Source organism: Microbulbifer mixtoriginis (SeqCode), assembly GCF_052466765.1.
The window spans coordinates 497,012-510,860 of record NZ_CP174289.1 but is presented as its reverse complement, the minus strand read 5'-3'; the positions used below and the strand labels follow the sequence as shown (position 1 = coordinate 510,860).

Annotated in this window: 12 protein-coding genes and 1 riboswitch; of the genes, 5 read left to right on the top strand and 7 right to left on the bottom strand. The window is 46.9% G+C overall.

Annotated features, from left to right (window positions below; translation table 11 throughout):
* Positions 1-6 precede the first annotated feature (6 nt).
* The 3 genes from pnuC to ACJJIV_RS02105 all read right to left on the bottom strand — a co-directional run bounded on the left by pnuC (position 7) and on the right by ACJJIV_RS02105 (position 3,253).
* Complete coding sequence (gene pnuC / locus ACJJIV_RS02115; RefSeq protein ID WP_444890581.1) at positions 7-678, bottom strand: nicotinamide riboside transporter PnuC; 672 nt, start codon at positions 676-678, stop codon at positions 7-9.
* Positions 671-934, bottom strand: a complete 264-nt coding sequence (locus tag ACJJIV_RS02110) for a hypothetical protein (protein ID WP_444888776.1) — start codon at positions 932-934, stop codon at positions 671-673. Before ACJJIV_RS02110 ends, pnuC begins: the two co-directional genes overlap by 8 nt.
* Positions 935-1,087: 153 nt before the next feature.
* Positions 1,088-3,253 carry a TonB-dependent receptor gene (locus tag ACJJIV_RS02105; RefSeq protein WP_444890580.1) on the bottom strand — a complete coding sequence of 722 codons (2,166 nt, stop codon included), beginning with the start codon at positions 3,251-3,253 and terminating at the stop codon, positions 1,088-1,090.
* Positions 3,254-3,310: 57 nt separating this feature from the next.
* Positions 3,311-3,427: riboswitch (TPP riboswitch) on the bottom strand.
* Positions 3,428-3,696: 269 nt separating this feature from the next.
* Here ACJJIV_RS02105 and ACJJIV_RS02100 point away from each other — a divergent pair.
* The 3 genes from ACJJIV_RS02100 (at position 3,697) to ACJJIV_RS02090 (ending at position 5,998) form a co-directional block, all read left to right on the top strand.
* Positions 3,697-3,906, top strand: coding sequence for a hypothetical protein (locus ACJJIV_RS02100; protein ID WP_444890579.1), 210 nt, complete (start codon positions 3,697-3,699; stop codon positions 3,904-3,906).
* A gap of 138 nt (positions 3,907-4,044) precedes the next feature.
* Positions 4,045-4,845 carry a nucleotidyltransferase domain-containing protein gene (locus tag ACJJIV_RS02095; protein ID WP_444890578.1) on the top strand — a complete coding sequence of 267 codons (801 nt, stop codon included), beginning with the start codon at positions 4,045-4,047 and terminating at the stop codon, positions 4,843-4,845.
* A gap of 646 nt (positions 4,846-5,491) precedes the next feature.
* Positions 5,492-5,998: an IQM protein middle domain-containing protein gene (locus ACJJIV_RS02090; protein ID WP_444885236.1), complete on the top strand. Its 507-nt coding sequence runs from the start codon at positions 5,492-5,494 to the stop codon at positions 5,996-5,998.
* Positions 5,999-6,185: 187 nt separating this feature from the next.
* On the opposite strand, the gene ACJJIV_RS02085 is transcribed toward ACJJIV_RS02090, so the two are convergent.
* The 4 genes from ACJJIV_RS02085 to ACJJIV_RS02070 all read right to left on the bottom strand — a co-directional run bounded on the left by ACJJIV_RS02085 (position 6,186) and on the right by ACJJIV_RS02070 (position 11,927).
* Complete coding sequence (locus ACJJIV_RS02085) at positions 6,186-6,734, bottom strand: DUF934 domain-containing protein (protein WP_444890577.1); 549 nt, start codon at positions 6,732-6,734, stop codon at positions 6,186-6,188.
* Positions 6,718-8,379, bottom strand: a complete 1,662-nt coding sequence (locus ACJJIV_RS02080; protein ID WP_444890576.1) for a nitrite/sulfite reductase — start codon at positions 8,377-8,379, stop codon at positions 6,718-6,720. The genes ACJJIV_RS02085 and ACJJIV_RS02080 overlap by 17 nt, the downstream gene beginning before the upstream one ends.
* 1,574 nt (positions 8,380-9,953) lie before the next feature.
* A complete protein-coding gene (locus ACJJIV_RS02075; protein ID WP_444890575.1) occupies positions 9,954-10,940 on the bottom strand; it encodes an alpha/beta hydrolase family protein in 987 nt (328 codons plus the stop codon).
* A gap of 744 nt (positions 10,941-11,684) precedes the next feature.
* Positions 11,685-11,927 carry an SDR family oxidoreductase gene (locus ACJJIV_RS02070; protein ID WP_444891744.1) on the bottom strand — a complete coding sequence of 81 codons (243 nt, stop codon included), beginning with the start codon at positions 11,925-11,927 and terminating at the stop codon, positions 11,685-11,687.
* Positions 11,928-12,821: 894 nt separating this feature from the next.
* Here ACJJIV_RS02070 and ACJJIV_RS02065 point away from each other — a divergent pair.
* Entirely contained in the window at positions 12,822-13,067 is a 246-nt protein-coding gene (locus tag ACJJIV_RS02065) for a hypothetical protein (protein ID WP_444890574.1), read from the top strand.
* 347 nt (positions 13,068-13,414) lie between these two features.
* A complete protein-coding gene (locus ACJJIV_RS02060) occupies positions 13,415-13,747 on the top strand; it encodes a hypothetical protein (RefSeq protein ID WP_444890573.1) in 333 nt (110 codons plus the stop codon).
* Positions 13,748-13,849: the final 102 nt, after the last annotated feature.

Below are 13,849 nucleotides of genomic sequence, written 5' to 3'. Positions count from 1 at the left end.
GAATTGCTACTGTAAAGCGGCGGAGGCTTGTCTTCCCGTTAAAGAGGTTAGCCCGGGCTGCTCGGCCTGATTTTGCTTATTGTAGATGGATCTCCACTGGAAAAAACCAATAACAACCAATACCACGTAGAGCAAAAAGAGGAGCGCAGTCAGGTAGAGCCCTCTATCCAGGTAAAGGTAGATGGAGGCCCCATCCACTACAATCCAGTAGATCCAGTTCTCCAAAACTTTGCGGGTCACCATGTAGGTGGTCACCACAGCTCCCAAAGTGGTGAAAGAATCGAGATAGGGTAGGGCGGCACTGGTAAAGTTATCTAGCAGATAACCGAATACCAGGGTTAGCAGGAAAACACCACTAATCACTATCAAGTGGGTTTGCAGTGGCCAGCGATGAATTCTTAAGTCTTTGTTTTTATCCTCGTGATGACGCCATTGCCACCAGCCAAAAATTGCCATGCCCAGGTAGAACACTTGCAGTGCTGATTCCATTAGCAGGCTGACATCCCAAAATAAAACTAAATAGATTGCCGTGCTGATAAAGGCAGCATACCAGCAGCTGATTTTCTCGCGCATCGCCAATAACAGGTAAGCAAGGGCGAGAACAACAGCTGCCACTTCCCAAAGAGACATGGCTTCAATTGAGGTGAGCAGAATTTCTAGGAACTCTGAGTTAAGCATGGGGTTTTGCCGGGGCTAGGTCGCCATCAATAAATTTACAAACAAAAATAGCGCGTCCAAACTGCTCATAGGATTTGCGCATTTCTATTTTGAGAACATCCATTAGCAAATCATATTCGCCAAATACCTGAGTGCTCATAGTGTTAGTGATTACTCTCAGGCCTGAATGGCTATTCAGGCGTTCAATAAAGGCTCGAATACTGGGTATGTACTCATCTTTAAGAGGGTACATGCTGATTTCTGCGGAGAGCTGCATAGCTTTTCTCATTATACACCGAGATCCAGGGGGTAACTATCCTTGGCTCTTATCTATCCAGCCCGATTAAGTCCGTGAATTATCAGATAGCTATGTATCTGATAATTCACGGGCGTTAACCATTGGCTATTTGCTAAATTACAAGGTGTCCTATTAGAAAGTATAAGTACCGGTTATCCCGGCAATACGTGGTTCACCCTGTTGATAATAAGCCTCTGAGGTATAGCCATTAACTGGGTTATTTCCGAAATAAAAGCCTCTGGTATAGTAATCCTCACCTGTCAGGTTTCTACCCCATAGAGAGACTTCCCAGTTATCAAGCCTATAGGTGAGGCGGGCGTTAACCAATTCGTAGGCCGTGGATTTTTCATTGTGGCTATTAGAGAAGTAAAACTCATCCTTGCCTTCCAATTCCAGACGCAGTACCCAGTGGGTAGTGAGATCAATCTCGGTGCCAGTGAAGAACTGATAGCTTGGCGCATGAGCGACATCACGCCCATCCAGATTTACCGGTAGTACCGTGCCGGTTTCTTTATCCTTCTCTGTATCTACGTGTGTACTGCTTATAAAGTTTTCAAACTCGGCGTTTAGCCAGCCTGCAGAAGCGAAGAGGCGCACAGTATCCGTGGCTTGGAAATTTATTTCCGCCTCAAAGCCGTAAGTTTCACCACCTGCTGCATTACCCAGGTATTCCCTAAACTTTTTACTTTCTGGATTAAAGAGTGATTGTTTGGCTTGAACATCGCTGCGGTCTTGGTAGAAAGCTGCTAGCTGCGCCTGTAGGCGGTTATCCAGCCAGTTGCCTTTGGCGCCGAGTTCGTAGTTAAGCAAATGCTCTGTATCGAACTCGAACATCTCCCTGTAAGTTTCTTCATTACCCGCGAACTCTGCGATGATCGCACCGTTCACACCCCCTGCCTTATAGCCGCGTGAAACGGTGGCGTACAGTAGCGTGTCTTCAGAATAATGATATTCCAGGGTTATATTTCCACCCCACAAATCCTCATTACTATCTGCCTTAGTGGAATAGGAATCAGAATAATCCGCGCTGCGTTTTTCCAGGCGAAGCCCGGTAATCAGGTTGAAAGCGTCGGTTAGTGTGGTGCTCAGCTGTCCGTAAACAGCGCTGTTTTTGGTATCAAACTCACTGCTAAAAAAACTGTATTCCGTGCTTGTGCCTTTAGTTTTTCCTGAAGTCTGCAGGAGGTCTTCTTGCTCATTACGATGATAAACCCCCAGTACCCAGCTAGTGCGCCCCGCAAAGAGTTTGGAGCTTTCAGTGGAGAGCAGGCGTAAATCCAGGCTGGCGTTGTCTTTGTCCCGCTGGTAATTGTCAGTTTGGCTGTATTCCAAAGGGTGAAATCCGATATAGCTCCAGTCCTCATCGTATCCGTATTCGGTATCGGAATTGGCATGGCTTAGGGTGGCTTCAAGAGTGAAATTCTCGTTACCAGACCACTGCCCAGTTAAAGCGCCAGCCCAGCTTTCCTGCTGGTCCCGACCGGGCTTGTCGGAGAGGGTCTTGCGGGTATTGTATAGAGAGAAGGCATCGTAGCCGTTATCGGCGTCAAGGTAGAAAAGGGTGAGGCCGAGTTTTAAATCGTCACTGGGAGAATAGGCCAGCTTACCGCGCAGTACGGATTCATCAATATTGTTCGTGTCATCACGACCCAGGTACTGATTTTCCATATAGCCGTCGGACTTTCGCTCGCTGGCGGCTATACGGTAGCCAAGCTGCTCAGTCAGGCTGCCGCTGCCAATGGCGGTAAGGCTGCGACCACCGTATTCACTCAACTCGGCGGAGACTTTGCCCGTTGTTTCTGAAGTGGGCGCGGCACTGCGCATATTGACCAGGCCTGCTAGGGCATTGGCACCATACAAGGTGCCTTGCGGGCCTCGTAGAATCTCGACTTGTTCTATGTCCAGGGTGTTGGCGGCCAGGCCAAGGCCTGTGAAGTCGATACCATCAATAACCAAGCCGACTGAAGGGTTTACTGGGTCGATAAATTGGCTGCGTTCACCGATACCGCGAACCTGGATAAAGCGCCCCCGTGAGGCGCCCGTAGAAAAATTGACATTAGGTGCCATGTTCAGGAGTTGGTCCAGGTTTCCAGCTCCGCGCGCCTCAATACTGCTGGTGCCAATTACACTGACACTGCCGGGTAGATCTAGCAGGTTGGTATCACGTAATTGAGCTGTCACTACCACTTCCTCAAGCCCGCCCTCCATGGGCTTAGCGGCCATTGCTAGCCCGGCGGACAGGCCAGCCACAAGGCCGATAGATTGAGCAATCGGGCGGATTGTGAACAGTTTTTTCATGGTTCTCTCTCGAATCAACACTAATGAAAGAGACCCGGAGAGCGACGAGGGGAGGGCTTTGGCACGCCTACCTATTCCTACGCCGGTATTAACCGGATCAGGTTCAAGGGTTTGCTTAAGGTGATCTTCTTGATCCCTTTGCATCTCAGGCCTTGGCCACCCCTTAGGTTTTTGCGGGCGCGATGATAGCAGATGTTTCGCCTTTTATGGGCAGGAAGGCGTTTTTGATTGAGATTAGGCCGCCTGGCTATGGGGGGCAGAAGTATTGGTATTAAAGAATATCCAATATAATTTTAGTTTTCGGTTGCCAGGCTGTGGTTAGATTTAGGGTTGGAGTAACAGTGAAAAATTGTCCAGGTTGTAATGAGAAGCCTATCTCTCTGATTGGCTGGTGTAGTGGTCTCAACTCGATAAAATGTGTCTGTAAAAGCTGCGGTTTGAATTTGTCAGCAAATTTTGTCACTTGGCTTGTACTGTTTGTCATTGTTGTAATGATGGGTGCAGTTGCTTATACCGCATTAGTTCACTTCGATGTACATTTTAAGCAGGACCGGTGGTTGCTGATTGGTTTGATCTCTATCCCAGTGCTTATCGGATCATTGCTGGGGTATTTGGTTGGTGGCTACAAGGTGCAGAAAAGGGGCGGTAAGTAGAGTAGGGTATATGTAAGTATTCATCGTGTGGTGACTTCCTACGTTGAAGGGGCTAATAGTGGCATTTCAAAGGCAGTGTCACTCACTTGAATAGTAACTTTTGTCCATTGCCCATGGTAGATTGGTAGAGAGAAATTGATGGAATTGGTAGTACAAGAAAAATTAAAAGCACTTGAAGCTGAGAAAGGTATAGAAATTTTATATGCCTGTGAGTCTGGTAGTCGGGCGTGGGGCTTTGAGTCGCCGGATAGTGATTGGGATGTACGTTTTATTTACAAGCGAGATCTTAACCACTATTTGACACTTGGGACTCCTATAGATGTTGTAGAAGTGCCTTTCGATAAGACCTTGGGGGATGAGCTTGACCTTGTTGGCTGGGATATCAATAAAACCCTGGGACTGTTAAGGGGCAGCAATCCGACATTAATCGAGTGGCTGTTTTCACCAAAAGTGTATTTCAAACGGCAAGAGGTTTTGGATGAACTTCGGAGCCAGGCACTCAAGTGTTGGCAGCCGCGGGCCTTAGCGCTTCACTATATCAGCATGGGGTTTAACTGTTATACAAAATTTGTGCAAGAAAAGGACGCTGGTGTTAAGGAAATTAAGGTTAAAAAGCTGTTATATGTAATACGCTCAATTCTGAATGCGCTTTATATAAAAAGATTTCTGTCAATCCCTCCAGTCAACTTTATGCAAATGTGCGAAGAATTACTAGAGGATGATCAAGAGGAATGGCTATTCAAGCTGATAGTCAATTTGATTGAGCAGAAAAAGGGGATGGATGAAGGCAGGTTGGTGGTTCTGGATGGTCAGCTTGATAGCTGGATTAATGCCAAACTGGATCGCGGAGTGGCTAACTCAATTGAAGAACGATCTAAATTAGATTTGCAAAGTTTTGATAAGGTTTTTCATTGGGTGCTTGGTGTAAATCCTAAGTAATATTTCTTTAAAGCTTGGGCCTGGCTGATTCAGCTTGGGTGGTGGATATTTTATTCTCGGCTTCACAGTTTTATTGTTTGCGACCTTAAGTTGGTTCATTTTTCAAAAAATCAACAAAGACTTTTGTTTTAGTTGGCATAGCTCTGCCGCTTGGAATTAGGTCGCTTACCGGTGGTCCTGGCACTACTTTTTCAGGGGGCAGTTGAACAATTTTACCATTCCGGATGGATGTAAATGGATTGGTTAAACCTCCTGTAGTTTTCTCAGTAGATATTGCTTGTATTGTAAATGCAACTCAAGCATCAAGTTTTCTTCTTTCTATTTCACAGGAGGCCAGCTTTTATCATGACTCTCTTTTAAATAATGGTTTAAAAATTTCTGGGTACCATTACATGGTCTTACAGGTGAAGGGTAATTTCCACCTTGAGGCATTTTTAAACTCATAGTATTCATTATCAGTTCATGCTGCTTTCCATATTCTTTCAGTGAACTTTAGGGAGACCCCCTGTTTCAACTTTATTCACCGGATGGAAGGAAGCATCTTATGACTGAGGCAGAGAAAAGGCAGAGAGCAAGAAGTCGCTGGAGACATTTGCGTTCTACATTGAAAACGCTGGGGCTTTTAGGTCGCTCAAGGGGAGCAAAAATGGTAGCCACTCCTTATTGGCCGGAAGTTCATCATCCCAACCACCAGGCGACCCATGGCCGTAATGGCAATGTCCGCTATCTCTCCGACCGGGATAGGCAGAAACATCTGGCCACATTTACAGGAAACATGCTGGTTATTCCTCCGCAAAGAAGGTTTGAGCTGGGTATTCTGCAAAACACTGCGGGCAACATAATTTATGTTGTGGATTCACAGCGTAATTTCTATGTCGGAAGAAAAAATTTAGGTCATTTCCATCATTCCTCATTTCTGGCTGGTGGGTCGGTGTTGGGTGCAGGAACCATTGTGCTGGGCGCTGGTTATCAAATACTTGAGGTCAATAACCATAGTGGCCACTACAGGCCGGGTGCCCGGGAATTGAAGCGGGTGGCGCTTGCTATTAGTACGCTCGGTGGGGATTTGAATCAGATACCATTTCGTGTATCGGGGGCTGGGCCCGATGTTGTTTATGGTAATGGGTTAGCACTTCTCGACGCGGCGATCTAGTTGGTTTGGTTAGTGCTTAATAGGGGGGCTGGGAAGGGCTTGGGTAGACCTCGGTTTTCTGTATATGAGATTTGTGAGGGGGTTCAGGCAAGGTATTTAATTGGGGAAATAGAAGAGGACAATGCCGGGGTAGAAGCAGTGTGCCCTTGCCTATGTGGACAGGGGCACACTCAGTCGAGTATCGACCTTAGAAGCGTCTGCGGAACATTGGCAGAGGTTGATCTACACCGGACTGATAGCTGTCCCCAAAATCCTGTAGGGATTCTCTCAGGCTGGTGAGGGATTGGTTGCCTTCAAAAGCGTAGGCGTTAAAGCCACAGCGCTGCAGGTAAGTGAGCTGGTCGCGCATAAAGCCACCCACCGCACGCAGCTCTCCTTTAAAGCCAAAGCGCTCGCGCAGCATACGGCCGGCGGTAAAGCCGCGGCCATCGGCAAATGCCGGGAAGTTAACTGCGATCAACGGAAAATTATTCGCCTCGTTGCCGATAAGCTCAGCACCTTCGTCGCTGTCTATCCAGACCCCTACTTCTGCACTGCGTTCTGCCAGGGCCTCCCGATGGGCTAACCACTGGCGCAGCGGTAGGATCAGCTTGCCGGAGGGCAGGCTATTTGGATCAATGGTTCCCTCTTCCTCCAGTTGAGGTAGTAGCTGCCAATCATTGGCGCTGACCTCACCATTGAGAATTAGCTCGGAGGGGTTGCCCGGCTGTGGGCCCAGCTTAACTGGCTTTGGCATAGACTCTCTCCTTGAAGGGCTGCAGGCCGATGCGGTTATAGGTGTCGATAAAGGGCTCTTCTGTCTGGCGCTGTTCGATGTAGAGATCGAGGATCTTGCCGATCACCCCAGTAACTTCTGCACGAGAGAAGCTGGGGCCCAGTACCTTGGCCAGACTGGCTTCGTTGGAAGCACTGCCGCCTAGTTGTATCTGGTAGAACTCCTCGCCTTTCTTGTCCACACCGAGGATGCCGATATGGCCCACATGGTGGTGACCACAGGCATTCATACAGCCGGAAATGTTCAGATTCAGATCGCCCAGGTCGTAGAGGTAATCCATATCGTCGAATTGGCGCTGAATGGCTTCGGCGACTGGGATCGACTTGGCGTTGGCCAGGGAGCAGTAGTCGCCGCCGGGACAGCAAATCATATCGGTGAGAGTGCCAATATTGGGTGTGGCAAAGCCGTGTTTGCGCGCCTGTCGCCACAGCTCGTACAGTTGGCCCTGTTCCACATCGGCCAATACCACGTTTTGGTCGTGGGTGGCACGGGCTTCGCCGAAACTGTAAGCATCGGCCAGATCGGCGATGGCCTCAAGCTGGCGGTCGGTGACATCACCGGGGGGCACACCCGTTGGCTTGGTGGAGAGCTTGATAGCGCGGTAACCAGGTACCCGGTGAGGGTAGGTGTTGCGATCCAGCCAGCGCGCAAAAGCCTTGTCGCTATCAGCCTGCTGCTGCAGGGCTGCCTCGCTGGCTGTACCATCAAAGCTCTTGTAGTCAGGCTCGGTAAAGAAGGACTTGGCCCACTGCAGAGCTTCTGGGGTCAATTTCTCTACCCCGTCTTTAATGTGCTGCCACTCTTCTTCCACGCGGCGGCCAAATTCTTCGGGGCCTAGGGCTTTCACCAGAATCTTGATGCGCGCCTTGTATTTGTTATCGCGACGGCCCAGCTGGTTGTATACCCGTACAATCGCCTCCAGATAGGAGAGCAGATCTTCCTCTGGCAGGAAATCGCGGATGGTTTCGGCGATAACCGGCGTGCGGCCCTGACCGCCGCCGACAAGCACCTGGAAGCCAATCTCTTCGCCGCGCTTCACAATCTGCACACCGATATCGTGTACACGAATCGCAGCGCGGTCCTGCTCGGAACCGCTAACCGCGATTTTGAACTTGCGCGGCAGGAAAGCGAATTCCGGGTGGAAGGTGGACCATTGGCGGATTAGCTCGCAGTAGGGGCGGGGGTCGGCAATCTCGTCGAGAGCGATGCCCGCATAGGGGTCAGAAGTGGTGTTGCGGATACAGTTACCGCTGGTCTGTACAGCGTGCATCTCCACTTCAGCCAATTCGGCCAGAATAGCTGGGACATCTTCCAGCTGGGGCCAGTTGTACTGCAGGTTCTGGCGCGTGGTGAAGTGCGCGTACCCTTTATCGTAGTCTCGGCTGACGCGGGCGAGACGGCGCAGCTGGTTGCTGTTGAGCAGGCCGTAGGGCACGGCGATGCGCAACATGGGGGCCAGTCGCTGAATATAGAGGCCATTTTGCAGGCGCAGTGGCAGGAATTGTTCCTCACTCAACTCGCCGGCGAGGTAACGTTCCGTCTGGCCGCGGAACTGGGCAACGCGATCATTGATGATGGCGCGATCCCGGTCGTCGTATCGATACATAACAGCTTGATTCCATTGCCTTTGTGCGCGGATGGTGGAGAGAGGGGCAAGCCCCGGATGGTTCTCCGCTGGCGCCTAACATACCAGTACGCTTATGCAATAAATAACAATATTTTCCGCTATGTCTGTAACCAACAGTTATAAGAGGGTACCGCTGGCTTAGGAGAACCGGCAAGTAAGCGTTTTCTGTTCCCGTTGATCATATTTGATTGCGGTTGTACCTGTGGAGTATAGCGACATCGCTTTTCTGAGGGTTAGCCAGGGTAACTCGCGTGAAGCCAAGGAGTACCAATGGAGGGGGTTTCTGCGTTGTCCACCTTACGGACTTCGATAATGGTCATGAGCTGGTTATGGAGGTTGCTGGTTTAAGAATCTATGGGGGAGATGCTCAGGTATGTCGATTCTGGATTGCTGTAAGTCTGATCTTATTGGCCGGGTGGCTATAGCGGCTCTCGCAGGATTACATTCCTAGGAGTCCCCTCGTGTATTCTCAGCGAGGATGAATCCAGTATCGCTGACACCAAGAGGCTCGATTTGAGGTTGATGCAGCTGTACTGCGCTTATAATGAGCGTAGATTGTGGGTGTAGCTTCGGCTCCGATAATGGAATTCTTGCAAGGTGGCAAAGAAATGGGGTTAGTTCTTCATTATTGGCGCCCCGTTAATGCTCTCAATTCACTTGCCAGGTTCAGATCACATTTGAATAACATTTGGTGAAGACAAGGGGGAAAGAAATCAGTTTTGGTTGGCACTGATTCCGGTTAGGCGTGGTCTCCGCAGGCTCACCGGCGTTAGAAAAAGCCCCGTCTAGGCTCCAGAAGGTTTCCCGGCCAGCATTGAGGTTTCCTCCGGAATTTAGCCTGAAAGAAAAGATGGATGCTCCACCCGAATCCTCTCATCTTTGCCCCTCTATAACGTGCCGCAAATTATTCCCTTTAATGCTATTATATTTGTACGTGTTATTCGTACCTTCATTTTAATAGCCACTCCCGCTAACCACGTAAAGGGAAGAGGTGTGATCGGCTTGTTATTATTGTAAGTCCAGCCTGATAAATCTTTCATGCTAGTTTTTTCTGCAGAATTTTTTCACTTTATGAATCCTGAAAAAGCTAAGAGCTATTTGCGCTGCGGAATTTTGCGGAAAAATTATTTTTCACAGCCCTTATATAAACATAAATATGGCGTGCGTAGGGCGGTATGCTCAAGATTTTCTTCTGGGGCACGTAAAGTTTTGAGGGCTTCACTCTTTCCGGGTAAGGCTGTTTATTTGTTGCCATACATCATTAATTATTCTTTTTACTTTGTAAGCTTGCTATGGGTGATTTTTCCCCGAAAATCAGTATTGCGTTATAGTTCTCGATTAGTCATCGAGAGATGTTTCCCCAGTAGCTTAGCAATTGCTTCCTAAGGGTGTCCGCAATCTGTAAAGCTGGTACCGTTCGTTTTCGCTCAATTGGTGGTAGCTTATTAGTTCTTTTCTCTAGGTTGGGAGGGGGTGAATCAATCACCTGAGCCTCCCTTACCAATTGTACTTATTGTTTGAGATCAAGAAGCCATGAAGTGGTTTCTAGTATTTTAATTGGCCGGTATCTGAGATTTGTTAGAAGTTTTAAGTTTGGACTTTAGCCATAGATTAATATCTTTAACCACCTCTTTGCGCATGTTTCTCCCGTTGATATCCTTTAGTCCGTGGTCAAGTTCTTTGTATTTTCGGTATTCAATATTATCTTTTCCAAGATCTTCAAGGGTTAGCATCATTTTATCAACCATTTGAGGAGAAACAGATAAATCTCTCCCACCTTGAATAATTAGCAAAGGTATGTCGACGCTCATAAGAACTTCTTGTTGATCAATTGCGAGTGATTGATGCCACCAGTTATAGCTATGTTGGCTTGCTTCAAAGTCAAATTCTTCACTGTTAAGAATCTGAGCTGCAAAATTTTTAACTTCTTTAATACTCATTTCTGGATCTTCACTAACTGGGTGATTTGATGTAATGCTGTGTATGAGGTCGTCAATAAACTTGCGGCCTCCTCCGTTAAAAGAGATGGTTGCATCAATATAATCAATCCTTGCTGTAGCTAAGTTGGCTATTACTGCGCCCTCGCTTCCTCCAAGTATTATATAATTTTGATATTTATAATCTTTTCTGACAGCATCTAAAACATCTTGAATGTCAGATACACGCTGTTCAGGGTTATCATTTTGGATGTACTGATCAGGGCAGTCAGCTCGCTCATCCTCTAGGCTGTAGCTTAATTTGCTGTCGATGCCGTACTTTTCAATTAGAAGGAGATCAGCTTCTGGCCATATGTTTTTATAATCGGTAAATATTGATTCTATTTTTAAAACACTATTACAGTCTGAGCCTTGAAGTATCAGTAGTAAAGTTTCACTTGGCTTGCTAGGTGATTGCTTAATTTGATAATAGGATATATTGGTGCCATCAGCTCTTTTAATTCTATGCTCATCAATGCTGTTGGCCTTAGCGGCACCGGCAAGAAAGATTATAAAAAATAATTTAAGGAGAGTATTCATATTGCGTCTCAGTAACTTATTCAAAAAGAATGCTCTTAGACCTTGTAAGGAGTCTTTCTTGACGTATTGATGCGGTAGTTTAATTGATTGCACCTTGGTGGTATGTATGTTCAAGTTAAAATTGATCCATCATGCTTTATGGTTTATTAATTCTAATAAGGTATATTTAGGAAAATCCTGGTGGCTAAATTTACGTTATATTTCCATGATAATAAGGTTGGCGCTTGTAATTTTTTAAGTTTTAGTGAGTATCCTAAAGTTGTCTGGGGGAAGATTAATTTGCTCTTTGATATGTTCTATTGATATTTCAATTTCCATAATAAGCCTGGCGAGTGAGTTTACACCGTAAGCATTTCTGGCTTAAGCTGTAATTGTTTGCTGGATTTAAATATTAACAGCCAACCAAATTTCTCTAATATCTTTATGATCGCTGGACTCTTAGAGTTCGATTCTCGAGTAAGATTTAATTTTATCTGCTCGTGTGGCGCTATCTGTTGTACATGTATGGCTTCAAGTGAAAGCCCTTTCTTTATCTCACTTTCATATAAATATGGCGAACACCATCCCTTCCAAAAAAATTCACTAAAGGCCACATGTGATAGTGTTGGTATAGTTAAGGTGTATGTCAAAATGCTAGTTTGATATAAATGTTTATAGTTTTTCTGAACGGCAAGGAAGGGCAGGGTCTGCGCAGGCTCTCCTTGAAAATAAACAAATGTTGCTTCATCGTTATATGCTCCCTAATAGGAAGTTGTGTTTTATATTTTTTTACTCCTTGTTTGGAGTTGCTGTACTGCCAGCTAAAATGCCATCATCGATATTCAAATCAGTGCCAGTTATATATTTAGATTCTTCTGAGGCCAGATAAAGGGCTGCGTATGCAGCATCCTTTGGCTCTCCCATAACCCCAAGAGGTATTTCTTTAGAAATCCCTTCTATTGCTGTTTCATGCTCACTGCCTTGCCCTAGCATTGCATCCCACATGGGGGTCAGAATTGCCCCAGAGTGAATAGAGTTGCACCATTTAATTTATAACTGAGGTCTATGTTTCGGAAAGGTAATTTCCTTTTTAATAGGTTTTATATTTTACTTCTTGTAAATCTTATTAGTAGGGGGTAAAACTTGCAATACATTCGTTCTATCGCGAACAGATTTATTTGTGCATCACTAAAAGATGCACCAAAATCTCTCAATCTATAGAAGAATTGCTCGCGCACCGGTGAAGTTGATCTCACTTGCGAAGTGCTAGTGGTACAGCAGTGCATTTTGAAATAGTTTTCGGTACTGTATCTTCGGCAGAAGGGTGGGTAAGTTGGAGTATAACTGCTCTAAGTAAGCACACAGATTCCAAGCGTTTGAGCAAAACACTTTCGTTCGGTAAAAAGGCTTCTTTACCTTTCAGGTCCGTGCCAGTAACCATGTATAGAGTTGCAGTAGCTGCTAAATACGATTGCTATGGGTATTGTTATGGTTGATGAAGTTCCGCCACCGGTCATTGTGAAGGTGTCGAACTGTAAGGCTATCGTCACCCATGTGTTAGTTTCCAATTATATTGGCATCTTACCCAGGGAGTTTTGCGTGAGCGAATCCGGCTTGGAGAGCTATACTATTCCTCTGTAGGTGAGCTCTTCATTCAGTGGTAGTACCTCGGCGCTCAGAGTGCTCAGTAGTTTCGGTATTAATGACTCTCAGGGAGGGGCGGGTATCAGTAGTGGCTCCCCTCGCTGGACGAATTACTCCTGCGATACTCTCGTACACAGCCAGAGATGCCTTCGGTCACATAATGATTCGTTTCGATTACATAGGCTTCAATTCCTATAGCCAACTGAGCATTCTTCGGAATTTTAGCCGTTGGTTCTTCAGTATGTACCCGCTTGTAAATGTATCGAGTTTAAGGGCAAGTAAGTGGCCAATGGTGAGGGCTACTTGCGCGGTGTAGTAACAGCCTGCAACGTACTCGGTTATAAAGTGGGTGTGCTCGGTGTAACCGCCCCCGCAGGCAGTGGTTACTATTATCGGGTTAAGTGCATGAACCTGTGTGGCCGGGTGGAAGAAGTCCTGCTTGCCAATGATCTCACTACTACAATCCACAAGATTACTGCCTCTGCAGTATGTCTCGCGGAGATCAACCCCGGTGTGGGTCAAGTGTAGAATCTGCATTACGACTAGAATGCCATCGGCAACCTGCTCTCTAAAACTGGCCTCAATGGTGATGGCAGCAATCGTAAGGACCTGAAAGAACATTTTGAAGTGCGGGGGCCTCAATCGCAGCGTTAGGCGCACCCCTATCAGGTCGGCGGTCAAGCTACCACCAAGAAGATTCGCTACAATGATGACGGCAATATCACCTATAAAACTGGCGTTGGTGGCCATGAATATAATGCCTCACGTCCCCATCCATGCGGTAACCAAAGCCGCAATATCATCTCTCAGTACGATACCAACGGCAACATGTGTGGCGACTCGGGCAGCCGTACGCTGGACTACACAATTCTAGCTTGGTGACTAAGAGCGGCCACGATACACACCTTACTTTCGGGCCAGACCGCAGCCGCTACAGGCGTGTCGACGACAATAGCAAAGGTGCTGTAACCACCCTGCAGATCGACAGGGTAGCGAAAGCGACAGAGTGCAGCACCTCCGGTGCCACTATCAAGAGCTTTTATCGCAGTTATATTACAGGGATTGCTATCGAGTGTGTCGATCTGAATACACACGGTGAATCCGCCAGCCAGCAGGATGAACGCAAAGATCTCCAAGGCTCTTTGAATCTCATCAACGATAGTAATGGGCTGGTAGACAAAGATACTGCTGGTAACAAACTAGTTTAAAGATTTGATGGCCCAAACGGGTACCAGAATACACTGATTAGGAAGTTGAAAAGATTTAATTTCCGTATTTATGAAGATGAACAGCTTCACTCTGTATAACAA